Below are 14,132 nucleotides of genomic sequence, written 5' to 3' on the forward strand. Positions count from 1 at the left end.
GGCGATGACCGCCTCGGACGGTACGGACACACAGCACGGCGCACGGTTCCCGTGGCGCGGTCGACTGCTGCGCAAGGGCCCCGGTCCGGCGTCGACGGCGAACGTGGCGAACATCATCACCGTGGTGCGCATCCTGATGGCGCCCCTGTTCTTCGTCCTGCTGCTGGCTGACGGCGGCAGCGACGGAGCGGTCCGTGTGTGGGCTGCCGTGGTGTTCGTCGTGGCCATCGTGACCGACAGCGCCGACGGCATCATCGCCCGCCGGCAGAACCTGGTCACCGACTTCGGCAAGCTCGTGGACCCGATCGCCGACAAGGTGCTCATCGGCGGTGCCCTCGTCGCCCTGTCGATCCTGGGCGAGCTGCCCTGGTACGTCACCGTGCTCATCATGCTGCGCGAGATCGGCATCACGGTCTTCCGGTTCGCCGTGCTGTCGGACCGCGTGATCCCGGCCAGCCGTGGTGGCAAGATCAAGACGGTGCTGCAGGCCGTGGCGCTGACCGCGGCGCTGTTCCCGTGGTGGAACCTGGTGGGGGACTGGGCGCACTGGGTCAACGGCATCCTGATGACCGCCGCGTTCCTGGCGACGATCCTGAGCGGGATCGACTACCTGTGGCAGGCGTGGAAGCACAACCGGACCACCGCGTGACGGAAGCCGACGACGCGACGGGTGCCGCGCCTCCCGACGGTGGCGGCGACGTCGGCGCGATCGCGCGGCGCCTGGTCGAGGAGCTGACGAGCCGCGGTGAGACCGTCGCCGTGGCGGAGTCGCTCACCGGGGGACTCGTCGTGTCGACGCTCGTCGACGTCCCCGGCGCGAGCGCGGCGGTGCGGGGCGGGGTCGTGGCGTACGCGACGCCCCTGAAGCACTCGGTGCTGGGGGTGTCCGCGTCCCTGCTCGCCGCCGAGGGGGCCGTGCACCCGGAGGTCGCGCGGCAGATGGCGGCGGGTGTCCGCGTCGCGCTGTCGGTGGACGGGCAGCCGGCGACCTGGGGGATCAGCACGACCGGTGTCGCCGGCCCGGATCCGCAGGACGGCAAGCCCGTCGGCACGGTGTACGTGGGGATCGCCTCCGCCGCGGGGGCCCGGGCCGTCGAACTGCACCTCGACGGAGACCGCGGAGCAATCCGTCGCGCCACCGTCTCCGAACTCCTGGCACGGACGTCGTCCGAGGTCCGGGGCCGGGAATAGGCCTCGCGGCTCCCGGGTTACATCCCACGAAATCTCCAGCAGTACGGCAGCCAGGCTGGCTAGCATGCTGCAACCGGCAACGCTAGGGTTGCCGAACCCGAACTCGATCCACCGGACCGAGCGGGCGCGGAGACGACAGAGAGGAGGAGTTCTCATGGTTCTCGTTCGTCAGGAAATCGGCGATGTACTCCGGGACTTCCGCTTGCAGAAGGGCCGGACCCTCCGTCAGGTCGCGTCCAAGGCCAGTGTCGCGCTCGGGTACCTCAGTGAGGTCGAGCGCGGGCAGAAGGAAGCCAGCTCGGAGATCCTCGCGTCCGTCGCGGACGCGCTGGACACACCCATCTCGACCATCATGCGCGAAGTGGGCGACCGTCTCGCGATCGTCGAGGGGCTGACCCCGGTCCCCGACACGCTCCCGGACGACCTGGTCGCCGAGTTCGACAACGACCTCGCGGTGCGCTGACCGCACTGCTCCGAACGCCCCCGCCGGTCCTTCCCGGCGGGGGCGTTCTGCGTGCGGGGTTCCTCGGGGGTGGCGTGGCGCTTCGTGAGCAGGAATGGTCGGGTCGCGCCGGATCGCACTCGACCGTTGCTGCTCACGAAGTGCTGACGGAGGGACGCCTAGGCTGGTCGGATGCGCGTGAGTGAGTTCTGGCGAGCCGTCGACCAGGTGTTCGGGGAGGCCTACGGGTCGGTGGTCACCCGTGACGTCGTGCTCGAGCAGCTCGGTGGGCGTTCCGCGGTGGACGCCCTGTCGGCCGGCATCGATGCGCGCCGGGTCTGGGACGCGCTGTGCGACTCGCAGGACGTCCCGCTCGACCGCCGTCACGGCAAGGGGCTGGCCGAACCGCGGGACTGACAGCCCGAAACTGTGTTCGGCGTGTTGCTCGAACGCGTGTTCGATCGGTGGTAGCTTCCTGCACAGCGGCGCTGTCCGGAGTCTTCATCCACAGATCGCGCGGTCGTCGGCAGTGATGTCGGTGGCCCGCCCTAGGTTCGAAGCAACGGGAACAGCCCGAAGCCTTGTCGCAGAACCACCGGCCTTGCACCATCGGCGGGAGCGGACGCGACAGCCTACAGGCGGCCGACATCGAGCACGAAGGAGCACCCCATGCCATCACCGGCAGACCGCGAGAAGGCCCTCGAGACCGCACTCGCACAGATCGACAGGCAGTTCGGCAAGGGTGCGATCATGCGCCTCGGGTCGGACGACCGCGCACCCGTCAACGTCATCCAGACCGGTTCCGTCGCGCTGGACGTCGCGCTCGGCATCGGCGGCCTTCCCCGCGGCCGCATCGTCGAGATCTACGGCCCGGAGTCGTCGGGTAAGACGACCCTCACGATCCACGCCATCGCCAACGCGCAGCGCGCCGGCGGCATCGCGGCGTTCATCGACGCCGAGCACGCGCTCGACCCCGAGTACGCCAAGAAGCTCGGCGTCGACATCGACGCCCTGCTCGTGTCGCAGCCCGACACCGCGGAGCAGGCACTCGAGATCGCGGACATGCTGGTCCGGTCCGGCTCGATCGACCTCATCGTGGTCGACTCGGTCGCGGCGCTCGTGCCCCGCGCCGAGATCGAGGGCGAGATGGGCGACTCGCACGTCGGTCTGCAGGCCCGCCTGATGTCCCAGGCCCTCCGCAAGCTCGCGGGTGGCCTGAACCAGACGCAGACCACGATGATCTTCATCAACCAGCTGCGCGAGAAGATCGGTGTGTTCTTCGGTTCACCCGAGACGACCTCGGGCGGTAAGGCGCTGAAGTTCTACGCGTCCGTCCGACTGGACATCCGTCGCATCGAGACGCTCAAGAGCGGCACCGACGCGGTGGGGAACCGCACGCGCGTCAAGGTGGTCAAGAACAAGATGGCCCCGCCCTTCAAGCAGGCCGAGTTCGACATCCTGTACGGCGTCGGCATCTCGCGAGAGGGCTCGCTGCTCGACTTCGGTGTCGACCACGGCATCGTGAAGAAGTCGGGTGCCTGGTACACCTACGACGGCGACCAGCTCGGGCAGGGCAAGGAGAACTCGCGTTCGTTCCTGATCCAGAACCCCGAGATCGCTGCTGAGATCGAGGGCAAGATCCTCGCCAAGCTCGGCGTCGGTGGGGCCAAGGCCGAGGACGCCGCAGTCGAGTCGATCGCGCCGAAGCTCGCGGAGCGCAAGGGCGCGTGAGCACCGACCACGACGACGAGGGCCTCGCACCGGTCACCGACCTGTTCGGTGCGAGGTCCCGTCGTCGTGCGCCGGCGACGCCACCGAGCTCGACCGGCTCGGACTCCCCATCGGCGCCGGTGACGCCGCCCGCTCCCGTGACCCAGCCTGCGCCGGTGCGACCGATGCGGCCGGTCTCGCCGGTTCCGCCCGCGTCTCCGGCATCGGCGGACGAACCGCAGGGTGCGGACGGCTGGTACGTTCCCGGGTCCGAGCAGACCGATGCGCCCTTCGACGCCGACTCCCCGGTTCCCCTGCACGGCACCCGGAGCGAGGCCGCGTGGGTGTCGCCCGTCATCGGAGACGGCTCCGGTCGCGCAGCCCGTGCCGAGCAGGATGGCTACGACTCCGCGACCGCGGACGCGAAGACCGCCTCGGTGTTCTCCATCGCCGGTGGCGAGGAGATCGACCCGGCTGACGCCCCTCGTCCGCTCGACGAGCAGCGCGCCGACGCCGAACGCCTGAGCATGCGGGCGCTCGGACGCAAGGGCGTGAGCGAGTCGGAGATGCGCACGCTGCTCCTGCAGCAGGACCTGGACCCCGACGTCGTCGAGCACGAGATCGCACGACTGACCCGCGTCGGGCTCCTCGACGACGTGGCCCTGGCCACCGACCTGGTCGACCGCCTGCACGCCCGCAAGGGCCTCGGGCGACAGGGCGTCGTCACGGAGCTCCGCCGACGGGGCATCGACCAGGCCGCGATCGACACGGCGCTCGACGAGGCCGCCGACGACGAGGACGACGAGTTCCTCCGCGCGCAGGAGCTCGCCGACAAGCGTGCGCAGCAGATGCGCGGGCTGGACCGTGCGACCGCGGAACGGCGACTGTCCGGCTTCCTGATGCGCAAGGGCTACAGCTCGGGCGTCGTCCGGATCGCCGTGGAGCGTGCCCTCGACGGCGGCGGGAAACGACCGCGACCCGGCGGTGGCACCGTCCGGTTCGAGTAGCCGCTCCGACCTACACTGGGACGACCATGGCCACCGTCGCAGCGCGCCCCCGCACCTACGAAGTCCGCACCTACGGGTGCCAGATGAACGTGCACGACTCCGAGCGGCTGAGCGGCTCGCTGCAGGCCGCGGGCTACGCCGCTGCCGACGGCGAGCAGGCCGACGTGGTCGTCATCAACACGTGTGCGGTGCGCGAGAACGCCGACAACCGGCTCTACGGCAACCTCGGGCAGCTCGCCGGCATCAAGCGCGAGCACCCGGGCATGCAGATCGCCGTCGGCGGGTGCCTGGCGCAGAAGGACAAGAACGTCATCCTCGAGAAGGCGCCGTGGGTCGACGTCGTCTTCGGCACGCACAACATGGGGTCGTTGCCGACGCTGCTCGAGCGGGCCCGACACAACGACGAGGCGCAGATCGAGATCCTCGAGGCCCTCGACGTGTTCCCGTCGACACTGCCGACCAAGCGTGAGTCCACGCACAGCGGCTGGGTGTCGATCTCGGTCGGGTGCAACAACACGTGCACGTTCTGCATCGTCCCCTCGCTGCGCGGCAAGGAGAAGGACCGCCGTCCCGGGGACGTCCTGGCCGAGGTGCAGGCGCTCGTCGACGACGGTGCGATCGAGGTCACGCTGCTCGGGCAGAACGTCAACTCCTACGGCGTCGAGTTCGGCGACCGACAGGCCTTCAGCAAGCTGCTGCGGGCCACGGGGACGATCGAGGGGCTCGAGCGCGTCCGGTTCACGAGCCCGCACCCCGCGGCGTTCACCGACGACGTCATCGACGCCATGGCCGAGACGCCGAACGTCATGCCGCAGCTGCACATGCCGCTGCAGTCCGGCTCGGACCGCGTGCTCAAGGCGATGCGTCGCAGCTACCGCAGCGAGCGGTTCCTCGGGATCCTCGACCGCGTCCGCGCGAAGATCCCGCACGCGGCCATCTCGACGGACATCATCGTGGGCTTCCCCGGCGAGACCGAGGCCGACTTCGCCGACACCCTGCGGGTCGTCGAGCAGGCGCGGTTCGCCTCCGCCTTCACGTTCCAGTACTCCATCCGACCTGGCACCCCGGCCGCCACGATGGACGACCAGCTGCCGAAGCAGGTCGTGCAGGAACGGTACGAGCGGCTGGTCGCGCTGCAGGAGCGGATCACCGCAGAGGAGAACGCCCGGCAGGTCGGCCGGAGCGTCGAGGTGCTGGTCGCCACGGGCGAGGGCAAGAAGGACGACGCCACGCGCCGGCTGTCCGGCCGCGCAGAGGACTCCCGGCTCGTGCACTTCGCGGTGCCGGCCGGGTCCGCGGTCCCGCGCCCAGGCGACGTCGTCACGGTGGAGGTCACCCGTGCCGCTCCGCACTTCCTGATCGCCGACAACGACGGTCCGCTGCGCATCCGCCGCACGCGTGCCGGCGACGCCTGGGACCGTGCCGAGGCGGAGAGCTGTGGCGTCCCGACACCCGCGACGGCCGGCGACGGCCCGCGCCCGGTCTCGCTCGGGCTGCCCACGCTCCGTGTCGGCCGCTGATCCGACGCCGGCCGCAGGGAGCTCCGCCGACCTGATCGCGGTCGTCGGGGCGACGGGCACCGGCAAGTCCGACCTCGGCATCGCGATCGCCGAGCGCCTGCGCGCCGCGGGTCGCAGCGCAGCCATCGTCAACGCCGACGCCATGCAGCTGTACCGCGGCATGGACATCGGGACGGCCAAGCTGCCGCTCGAGGAACGACGGGGCATCCCGCACCACCAGCTCGACGTGCTCGACGTCACCGACGAGGCGAGCGTTGCCGCGTACCAGGTCGCCGCTAGGGCCGACGTCGAACGGATCCAGGCGGACGGGGGCGTGGCGGTGCTCGTCGGGGGCAGCGGCCTGTACGTCTCCGCGGTGCTGTTCGACCTGGCGTTCCCCGGTACGGACCCGGTGCTCCGGGCGCGGCTCGAGCAGGAGCACGACGAGCTCGGCCCGGGCATCCTGCTCGAACGGCTGCGCGCCCTCGACCCGGCGGCCGCCGCGACGATCGACGCACGCAACCCACGGCGGTTGATCCGGGCACTCGAGATCGCGAGTCGATCCGAGGTGGTGACCCCGAGCCTCCCGGGCGCGCCCCGCGCATGGCGACCGTCCCGCATCCTGCACCTGCGTCGCGACCGCGACCAGCTGGTGCCGGCCCTGCACGAGCGGGCCGCGCGGATGTTCGCGGCCGGGCTGGTCGACGAGGTCGCGGCCCTCCGCGACCGCGGACTGGAGCAGGGGCGCACCGCCCGCGGTGCGATCGGCTACTCGCAGGCGCTCGAGGTGCTCGCCGGCACGTCGACGGTCGACCAAGCCGTCGAGGCGACGGGCGTGGCCACGCGCAAGTACGCGCGTCGGCAGGTGTCGTGGTTCCGGCGCTACGCCGACGCCGAGACGCTCGACGTCACGGGGGCGGACCCCGGCGACCTGTCGGAGCTGGCCCGTAGGATCGTGCCGTGACCGAGCTGCACTTCACCAAGGGCCAGGGGACCGGCAACGACTTCGTCCTGTTCGCCGACCCCGACGCCGTCGTCGACCTGACCCCGGAGCGGATCCGCGCGATCGCCGACCGCCGGTTCGGCGTCGGTGGTGACGGCGTGATCCGCGCGGTGCGCTCCGAGGCGATCCCCGAGGGGCGCGCGCTCGTGTCCGTCGAGCCCGAGGCGACCTGGTTCATGGACTACCACAACGCCGACGGCACGGTCGCGGAGATGTGCGGCAACGGCATCCGTGTGTTCGCGCGGTACCTGACCGAATCGGGGCTGGTCGACCTGGCGCCCGGCGAGACGCTCACCGTCGGCAGCCGCAAGGGCCTGGTCGACATCCGGCGCACCACGAACGGGTTCGCCGCCGACCTCGGCCGCTGGAGCCTGGGCATCGAGGGCGGCGGATCGGACGACGTGCTCGTGCGGGCGAAGAACCTCGACGGCGCGCGACCGGGCATCGGCATCGACGTCGGCAACCCGCACGTGGTCGTCGCGGTCGAGACCGAGGACGAGCTCGCCGACCTCGACCTGACGTTCCTGCCGGTGCTCGACCCGGCGCCGGCGCACGGTGCCAACGTGGAGTTCGTGCTTCCGGGGGACCCGCTGATCGAGGACGGCGTCGGCGTGATCACGATGCGCGTGCACGAGCGGGGCAGCGGGGAGACCCTGTCGTGCGGGACCGGCGCGGTGGCCGCGGCCCTCGCCACGCGGTACTGGGTGGGCGCGGGGGCGCCGGACACCTGGCGGGTGCGTGTGCCGGGCGGGCTGCTGACCGTGCGGATGACGGCGACCGAGGACGGCGAGCACGTGTCGCTGTCCGGGCCGGCCGAGCTGGTGTTCTCGGGCGACCTGACGGTCTGACGCGGGCGGGCGGGCTGCTCGTTCGTGGGTCGTTCACGCACTTCGTGAGCAGCAATGGTCGGGTGCGCCGTGGCGACTCGACCATTCGTGCTCACGAAGCACAACGACCGCGGCGTCGCGCGAGCGGCCGTCGCGCGAGCGACCGCGGCGCGAGCGGGCGCCGCGCAGCGCCGGCGCCTACGCCGAGCGCACCACCCGGATCACGCGGAACCCCTTGGCGGTCGACACCCGGTCGACCGCGAACCCCTCGCCGAGCGCCCCGACGAGCCACTTCTGCAGCGAGTCGCCACCCAGGTCCTTCGACACCACGAGCCAGGCCTCGCCCCCGACCTCGAGCCGCGGCAGCCAGGTGAGCAGGATCTCGTGGAGCTCGTCCTTGCCGACACGGATCGGGGGGTTCGACCAGATCGTCCGGAAGCGAAGGTCGGCGGGGACGTCCGACGGCAGGGCGACGGTGACGTTGGCGGCCCCGGCGGCGGCGGCGTTCGCGCGCGCGAGCCCGAGCACCCGCTCGTTGACGTCGACGCCCCACACCCGGGCGTCGGGGGACTGCAGGGCCATGGTGATCGCGATCGGACCCCAGCCGCAGCCGATGTCGAGCAGCGCACCGTTGCTCGCCGGGGCCGGCACGGACCCGAGCAGGACCTTCGTGCCGCGGTCGATGCCGTCCGGGCTGAACACCCCCGCGGCGGTGGTGAGCGTGAGGGGGCGATCGGCGAGGGTGACCGTGATCTCGCGTTCGCGTGTCTCGGACGACGGGTTCGCGGAGAAGTAGTGGTCGTTCGCCATGGAAGAACCGTACCGTCACCCCCGTGTGTCCGAGGGGCCGCGGCGGTACCCTGAGCACAGCATGACGGATACCCATCAGGAGAACCACCAGTCCACCGACGACAGCGCAGAAGGTGTCGTCGAACGGGTGCTGCGCAACGCGGACCAGCGCGCAGCATCGTCCATCTTCGCGCCCGCCCAGGCCATCCAGACCCGCTCGGTCGACGACCGCGGCTGGGACGGCGACGGCGACCAGTACGACCGTGAGGACCGAGCGGCACTGCGTCGTGTCACGGGCCTCTCCACCGAGCTCGAGGACGTCACCGAGGTCGAGTACCGCCAGCTGCGGCTCGAGCAGGTCGTCCTCATCGGCGTGTACCCCCAGGGCGATGCCTCGGACGCCGAGAACTCCCTCCGCGAGCTGGCGGCACTGGCCGAGACCGCGGGCGCCGTGGTGCTCGACGGGCTCCTGCAGCGCCGACCGAACCCCGACCCGGCCACCTACCTCGGCAAGGGCAAGGCCCAGGAACTCGCGATGGTCGTCAAGGCCACCGGCGCCGACACGGTCATCGCCGACACCGAACTCGCCCCCTCGCAGCGTCGTGCGCTGGAGGACGTCGTGAAGGTGAAGGTGATCGACCGCACCGCCGTGATCCTCGACATCTTCAGCCAGCACGCGAAGACCCGCGAGGGCAAGGCCCAGGTCGAGCTCGCCCAGCTCCAGTACCTGCTGCCGCGACTGCGCGGTTGGGGTGAGTCGATGTCCCGACAGGCCGGTGGTCAGGTCTCCGGCGGTGCGGGCATGGGGTCGCGCGGTCCCGGTGAGACGAAGATGGAGCTCGACCGCCGCAAGATCCACACGCGCATGGCCAAGCTCCGTCGGCAGATCGCCGGGTTCGCCCCTGCGCGCGAGGCCAAGCGCGCCGAGCGCAACCGCAACGAGGTGCCGAGCGTCGCCATCGCGGGCTACACGAACGCGGGCAAGTCCTCGTTGCTCAACCGCCTGACGAGCGCCGGCGTGCTCGTGCAGAACCAGCTGTTCGCGACGCTGGACGCCACCGTCCGCCGGACCGAGAGCGCCAAGGGGCGGGAGTTCACGTTCGTCGACACCGTCGGGTTCGTGCGCAACCTGCCGCACCAGCTGGTCGAGGCGTTCCGCTCCACCCTCGAGGAGGTCGGCGACGCCGACGTCATCGTCCACGTCGTGGACGGCTCGCACCCCGACCCCGGCGCACAGCTCTCGACGGTGCGCGAGGTCATCGGCGACGTCGGTGCGGGGGACCTGCCGGAGATCGTCGTCTTCAACAAGGCCGACCTGATCGACGACGCCCAGCGGCTGGTGCTCATCGGGCTCGTGCCGGACGCGGTGTTCGTCTCGGCGCGCACCGGCGAGGGCATCCCGGAGCTCCTCCGCGTCATCGAGGACCGCCTGCCGGAGCCCGACGTCGACCTGACCATCGTGGTGCCCTACGACCGCGGTGACCTGGTGTCGTCGCTGCACGACGCCGGTTCGGTGGAGTCCGTCGACTACGTCGAGGACGGCACGCGCCTGCACGTCCGGGTCTTCCAGCGGCAGGTCGCCGAGCTCGAGCCGTTCCTGGTCACGCCGGTCCCGTCCGTCTGACCCGCGGCTCCGGCAGACGCTGCCGCGCGGCCTGGAGGCCCGTCACCGGTCCGCAGGACACCGTCGGCTTCCCGAGACGCCCCCGAACACACGAAACGCCGCCGGATCCGGCGGCGTTTCGTCGTGCAGGCGGTGTCTCGCGGGGACGCCGGCGTCTCGCCCGGCAGGCCCAGAGCACCGGGAGACCCGTGTGACTGGTCAGAGGGAGCGCAGGACCGCGACGACCTTGCCGAGCACCGAGGCCGCGTCACCGAGGATCGGCTCGAACGCGGTGTTGCGCGGCAGCAGCCACGTGTGCCCGTCGCGCTGACGGAACACCTTCACGGTTGCCTCTTCGTCGAGCATGGCCGCGACGATGTCCCCGTTCTCGGCTGTCTGCTGTGACCGCACGACCACCCAGTCGCCGTCGCAGATCGCCGCGTCGATCATCGACTCACCGACGACCTTGAGCATGAAGAGGTCACCCGTGCCGACGAGCTGGCGGGGGAGCGGCACGATCTCGTCCACGTGCTGCTCGGCGGTGATCGGGACACCGGCGGCGATCCGGCCGACCAGCGGTACGAGCGTGGTGGCGTCGACGTCCGGTGCGTCGGCGTCCGACGAGGGCTCGTCGACCAGCACCTCGAGGGCGCGGGGGCGGTTCGGGTCGCGTCGGATCCACCCGCCGAGCTCGAGCTGTCCGAGCTGGTGCGAGACGCTCGACAGCGACGACAGTCCGGCGGCGTCACCGATCTCCCGCATGCTCGGCGGGTAGCCCCGCGATGCGATCGACGCTCGGATCGCGTCGAGGATCGCCTGCTGCTTCGCCGTCAGCGGCTTCTGGCCCCGCAGTTCGTCCACCACGTCGTCTCGCTTTCGTCGGTGCTGGAGCGGTCGTGGCGGGAATGTCGGTGGTCCCCGTTTGACTTGTCCCAGTCGATCGAAACAGTATCCGACCGGGCAACCGCGGACAAACACCTGTTCGAGCGTGTCGCAAGAAATCCCCGCACAAATCCTTCCCTGGGACTTGTGCGCCGCCTGATTCGAAACTATGTTCGGTACGCGACTTCGGTTCACCGAACGGGAAGGCAAGAACGACATGAGCACCATCGCCCTCGCTGACATCCAGCGCCCCGCGGCGCCCGCCGTGCGTACCCGCCTGCGTCTCACGCGTCGCGGCCGCATCGTCTTCACGACGCTCGCCGCGATCCCCCTGCTCATCGTCGTCGCCCTCGGCGTCCTGAACGGCGGGCAGGCGTCCGCCGGCGACGCCAGCGCCGGTGGGTCCCGCACCACCTTCGAGACCGTGACGATCCAGCCCGGCGAGACGCTGTGGCAGCTCGCGGAAGAGACCGCACCGAACGCTGACCCGCGCGACTTCGTGCAGGACGTCGTGAGCCTGAACGCGCTGGACAGCTCCGCGCTGCAGGCCGGCGAGCAGATCGCCATCCCGGCGCAGTACTCGGCAGGCGAGTAGCCACGACGGGCACTCCCGTCCAGACGGCTGGTCGTCGCCGGAGTGCAGCGGCCTACGATGGTTCGGTGGCATTCACGCTCGAAGACCTCCCGATCCGAGACGACCTGCGCGGTCAGAGCCCGTACGGCGCTCCGCAGAAGCACGTGCGCGTCCAGCTGAACGTCAACGAGAACACGCATCCCGTCCCGGCGGACGTGGCCGATGACATCGTCGAGTCCATCCGGCACGCGCTGCTGACCGTGAACCGCTACCCGGACCGCGAGTTCACGGAGCTGCGCCAGTCCCTGGCCGACTACCTCGGGCACGGGCTCGGTGCGGATCAGCTCTGGGCCGCGAACGGGTCGAACGAGGTCCTGCAGCAGCTGTTGCAGGCCTTCGGTGGCCCGGGGCGGTCCGTGCTCGGGTTCCCGCCCACGTACTCGATGCACTCGATCCTGGCGTCCGGCACCGGCACCACGTGGATCCCTGCACAGCGCGACGACGCCTTCCGCATCTCGCCCGAGACCGTGGTGGCCGCGGTCCGTGAGCACCAGCCGGACATCGTGTTCCTGTGCGGGCCGAACAACCCGACGGGTACCCCGCTCGAGCTCGAGACCATCGCGGCCGCGTACGACGCCACCGAGGGCATCGTCATGGTCGACGAGGCATACGCCGAGTTCATGCCGAGCGACGCCCCCAGTGCGATCTCCCTGCTGCCCGGGCGTGAGCGGCTCGTCGTCTCCCGGACGATGAGCAAGGCGTTCGCCTTCGCCGGTGCCCGCGTCGGGTACATGGCCGCTCACCCTGCCGTCATCGACGCGGTCCGACTCGTGCGCCTGCCCTACCACCTGTCCGCCCTCACCCAGGCCGCCGCGATCGCCGCGCTGCGCCACGCCCCCGAGATGCTCGCGATGGTCGACGACATCAAGGGGCAGCGCGACCGCATGGTCGTCGAGCTGCGGGCGATGGGGTACCGCACCTACGAGACGTGGTCGAACTTCGTGCTGTTCGGCGGCGTCGCCGACCCGAACGCCGCGTTCGAGGCGCTGCTCGAGCACGACGTCATCGTCCGCGACCTCGGCATCCCCAACCACCTGCGCGTGAGCGCGGGCACCGAGGAGGAGACCACCGCGTTCCTCGACGCCATGCGGCAGGTCGCCGCCGTCCAGCCGCCGGTTAGGGTTGAGGCATGACCGCCCGCACCGCCTCGATCAGCCGCCGGACGAGCGAATCGAGCGTCGAGCTCGAGCTCGACCTGGACGGCACCGGGACGTCGTCGATCTCGACCTCCGTCCCGTTCTTCGACCACATGCTGACGGCGTTCAGCAAGCACTCGCTGATCGACCTGCGGGTGCACTCGACGGGTGACACCGACATCGACGTGCACCACACGGTCGAGGACACCGGGATCGTGCTCGGCCAGGCGATCAAGCAGGCCCTCGGTGACCGCTCCGGCATCGGCCGGTACGGCGACGCGCTCGTGCCTCTCGACGAGGCGCTGGCCCAGGCGGTCGTCGACGTCTCCGGACGGCCGTTCCTGGTGCACTCCGGCGAGCCCGCCGGCTTCGAGTTCCACCGCATCGGCGGACACTTCACCGGGTCGATGGTCCGCCACGTGTTCGAGGCGATGACGTTCAACGCTGGCATCACCGTGCACGTCCGCGTGCTCGAGGGTCGCGACCCCCACCACATCGCCGAGGCCGAGTTCAAGGCGTTCGCACGTGCCATGCGCAGGGCGGTCGAGCTGGACCCGCGCGTCGACGGCATCCCCTCCACGAAGGGCGCACTGTGACCGCCGCCAAGCCGAACGTCGTCGTCCTCGACTACGGGTCGGGCAACGTCCACTCCGCGGCCAAGGCACTGGAGCGCGCCGGCGCCGAGGTCACCCTGACCTCGGACAAGCAGGCGGCGCTCAAGGCTGACGGCCTGCTCGTCCCCGGTGTCGGCGCGTTCGCCGCGGTGATCGACCAGCTCGAAGGGGTGCAGGGCGGCGAGATCGTCGACCACCGACTCGCAGGCGGTCGGCCCGTGCTCGGCATCTGCGTCGGGATGCAGGTGCTGTTCTCCCGCGGCATCGAGCGTGGTGCCGACGTCGAGGGGCTCGGACAGTGGCCGGGCACCGTCCAGGAGATCCAGGCCGACGTCCTGCCGCACATGGGCTGGAACACCGTGCAGGCCCCCGAGGACTCCGTGCTGTTCGAGGGGCTGCGCGACGAGCGCTTCTACTTCGTGCACTCGTACGGGGTGACCGAGTTCCCGCTCGAGGCGTACGGGCCGTTCCGCGCGCCCCGCCTGACCTGGGCCGAGCACGGTCAGCCGTTCCTCGCGGCGGTCGAGAACGGGCCGCTCACCGCCACCCAGTTCCACCCCGAGAAGTCCGGCGAGCCGGGCATCCGCCTGCTCGCCAACTGGGTGCGCTCGCTCTGAACCCGGCCGGCGACGCACGCGACGACCGCGCCGGACGCACGCCGCGCCTCCAGGCCGACAGCAGAGCACCGCAGGCCGACAGCCGACAACCGCACCGACAGCCGCAAGCCGGCAGCCGAGCACCGCAAGCCGACCGTCGACAGCCCCACAGCACCAGGCCGACCGGCCGCAACGAAAC

The 14,132-nt window shown here is 70.9% G+C and carries 16 protein-coding genes; 14 read left to right on the top strand and 2 right to left on the bottom strand.

The window, feature by feature from the left end; genetic code table 11:
• The first annotated feature begins 4 nt into the window (after positions 1-4).
• The 9 genes from pgsA to dapF all read left to right on the top strand — a co-directional run bounded on the left by pgsA (position 5) and on the right by dapF (position 7,700).
• The gene (pgsA, locus tag I8920_RS05305; protein ID WP_198658108.1) at positions 5-649 is read left to right on the top strand and encodes a CDP-diacylglycerol--glycerol-3-phosphate 3-phosphatidyltransferase; all 645 of its coding nucleotides are present in this window, start codon (positions 5-7) and stop codon (positions 647-649) included.
• Complete coding sequence (locus I8920_RS05310) at positions 646-1,191, top strand: CinA family protein (protein WP_442873580.1); 546 nt, start codon at positions 646-648, stop codon at positions 1,189-1,191. The genes pgsA and I8920_RS05310 overlap by 4 nt, the downstream gene beginning before the upstream one ends.
• Positions 1,192-1,345: 154 nt before the next feature.
• A complete protein-coding gene (locus I8920_RS05315; protein ID WP_027464765.1) occupies positions 1,346-1,654 on the top strand; it encodes a helix-turn-helix domain-containing protein in 309 nt (102 codons plus the stop codon).
• A gap of 171 nt (positions 1,655-1,825) precedes the next feature.
• The gene (locus tag I8920_RS05320) at positions 1,826-2,050 is read left to right on the top strand and encodes a DUF3046 domain-containing protein (protein WP_198658109.1); all 225 of its coding nucleotides are present in this window, start codon (positions 1,826-1,828) and stop codon (positions 2,048-2,050) included.
• 252 nt (positions 2,051-2,302) lie between these two features.
• A complete protein-coding gene (recA, locus tag I8920_RS05325; protein WP_198658110.1) occupies positions 2,303-3,364 on the top strand; it encodes a recombinase RecA in 1,062 nt (353 codons plus the stop codon).
• Positions 3,361-4,350 (top strand): regulatory protein RecX, encoded by a 990-nt coding sequence (locus tag I8920_RS05330; RefSeq protein WP_198658111.1) that lies wholly within the window; start codon positions 3,361-3,363, stop codon positions 4,348-4,350. The genes recA and I8920_RS05330 overlap by 4 nt, the downstream gene beginning before the upstream one ends.
• Before the next feature lie 26 nt (positions 4,351-4,376).
• The gene (gene miaB / locus I8920_RS05335) at positions 4,377-5,870 is read left to right on the top strand and encodes a tRNA (N6-isopentenyl adenosine(37)-C2)-methylthiotransferase MiaB (RefSeq protein ID WP_198658112.1); all 1,494 of its coding nucleotides are present in this window, start codon (positions 4,377-4,379) and stop codon (positions 5,868-5,870) included.
• Positions 5,857-6,813: a tRNA (adenosine(37)-N6)-dimethylallyltransferase MiaA gene (gene miaA / locus I8920_RS05340; protein ID WP_198658113.1), complete on the top strand. Its 957-nt coding sequence runs from the start codon at positions 5,857-5,859 to the stop codon at positions 6,811-6,813. The genes miaB and miaA overlap by 14 nt, the downstream gene beginning before the upstream one ends.
• Positions 6,810-7,700: a diaminopimelate epimerase gene (gene dapF, locus I8920_RS05345; RefSeq protein ID WP_198658114.1), complete on the top strand. Its 891-nt coding sequence runs from the start codon at positions 6,810-6,812 to the stop codon at positions 7,698-7,700. Before miaA ends, dapF begins: the two co-directional genes overlap by 4 nt.
• A 177-nt stretch (positions 7,701-7,877) precedes the next feature.
• On the opposite strand, the gene I8920_RS05350 is transcribed toward dapF, so the two are convergent.
• A complete protein-coding gene (locus tag I8920_RS05350) occupies positions 7,878-8,489 on the bottom strand; it encodes a class I SAM-dependent methyltransferase (RefSeq protein WP_198658115.1) in 612 nt (203 codons plus the stop codon).
• A gap of 61 nt (positions 8,490-8,550) precedes the next feature.
• Here I8920_RS05350 and hflX point away from each other — a divergent pair, with 61 nt between their 5' ends.
• Complete coding sequence (hflX, locus tag I8920_RS05355) at positions 8,551-10,092, top strand: GTPase HflX (protein ID WP_198658116.1); 1,542 nt, start codon at positions 8,551-8,553, stop codon at positions 10,090-10,092.
• A 198-nt stretch (positions 10,093-10,290) separates the two neighbouring features.
• On the opposite strand, the gene lexA is transcribed toward hflX, so the two are convergent.
• Positions 10,291-10,935, bottom strand: a complete 645-nt coding sequence (gene lexA, locus I8920_RS05360) for a transcriptional repressor LexA (protein WP_198658117.1) — start codon at positions 10,933-10,935, stop codon at positions 10,291-10,293.
• Between the two features lie 235 nt (positions 10,936-11,170).
• Here lexA and I8920_RS05365 point away from each other — a divergent pair, with 235 nt between their 5' ends.
• The 4 genes from I8920_RS05365 to hisH all read left to right on the top strand — a co-directional run bounded on the left by I8920_RS05365 (position 11,171) and on the right by hisH (position 13,954).
• Complete coding sequence (locus I8920_RS05365) at positions 11,171-11,548, top strand: LysM peptidoglycan-binding domain-containing protein (protein ID WP_198658118.1); 378 nt, start codon at positions 11,171-11,173, stop codon at positions 11,546-11,548.
• Positions 11,549-11,613: 65 nt separating this feature from the next.
• Positions 11,614-12,720, top strand: coding sequence for a histidinol-phosphate transaminase (locus I8920_RS05370; RefSeq protein ID WP_198658119.1), 1,107 nt, complete (start codon positions 11,614-11,616; stop codon positions 12,718-12,720).
• Positions 12,717-13,319: an imidazoleglycerol-phosphate dehydratase HisB gene (gene hisB / locus I8920_RS05375; RefSeq protein WP_198658120.1), complete on the top strand. Its 603-nt coding sequence runs from the start codon at positions 12,717-12,719 to the stop codon at positions 13,317-13,319. The genes I8920_RS05370 and hisB overlap by 4 nt, the downstream gene beginning before the upstream one ends.
• Complete coding sequence (hisH, locus tag I8920_RS05380; RefSeq protein WP_198658121.1) at positions 13,316-13,954, top strand: imidazole glycerol phosphate synthase subunit HisH; 639 nt, start codon at positions 13,316-13,318, stop codon at positions 13,952-13,954. Before hisB ends, hisH begins: the two co-directional genes overlap by 4 nt.
• Positions 13,955-14,132 lie beyond the last annotated feature (178 nt).

Origin of the sequence: Curtobacterium sp. YC1 (genome assembly GCF_016267665.1) — a bacterium.
In the GTDB taxonomy this organism is placed as follows: Bacteria; Actinomycetota; Actinomycetes; order Actinomycetales; family Microbacteriaceae; genus Curtobacterium.

Coding starts and splice junctions, on each gene's coding strand:
- I8920_RS05320 (WP_198658109.1), top strand. CDS start 1,826: ATGCGCGTGAGTGAGTTCTGGCGAGCCGTCGACCAGGTGTTCGGGGAG.
- hisB (WP_198658120.1), top strand. CDS start 12,717: ATGACCGCCCGCACCGCCTCGATCAGCCGCCGGACGAGCGAATCGAGC.
- I8920_RS05315 (WP_027464765.1), top strand. CDS start 1,346: ATGGTTCTCGTTCGTCAGGAAATCGGCGATGTACTCCGGGACTTCCGC.
- recA (WP_198658110.1), top strand. CDS start 2,303: ATGCCATCACCGGCAGACCGCGAGAAGGCCCTCGAGACCGCACTCGCA.
- pgsA (WP_198658108.1), top strand. CDS start 5: ATGACCGCCTCGGACGGTACGGACACACAGCACGGCGCACGGTTCCCG.
- I8920_RS05350 (WP_198658115.1), bottom strand. CDS start 8,489: ATGGCGAACGACCACTACTTCTCCGCGAACCCGTCGTCCGAGACACGC.
- miaB (WP_198658112.1), top strand. CDS start 4,377: ATGGCCACCGTCGCAGCGCGCCCCCGCACCTACGAAGTCCGCACCTAC.
- hflX (WP_198658116.1), top strand. CDS start 8,551: ATGACGGATACCCATCAGGAGAACCACCAGTCCACCGACGACAGCGCA.
- I8920_RS05365 (WP_198658118.1), top strand. CDS start 11,171: ATGAGCACCATCGCCCTCGCTGACATCCAGCGCCCCGCGGCGCCCGCC.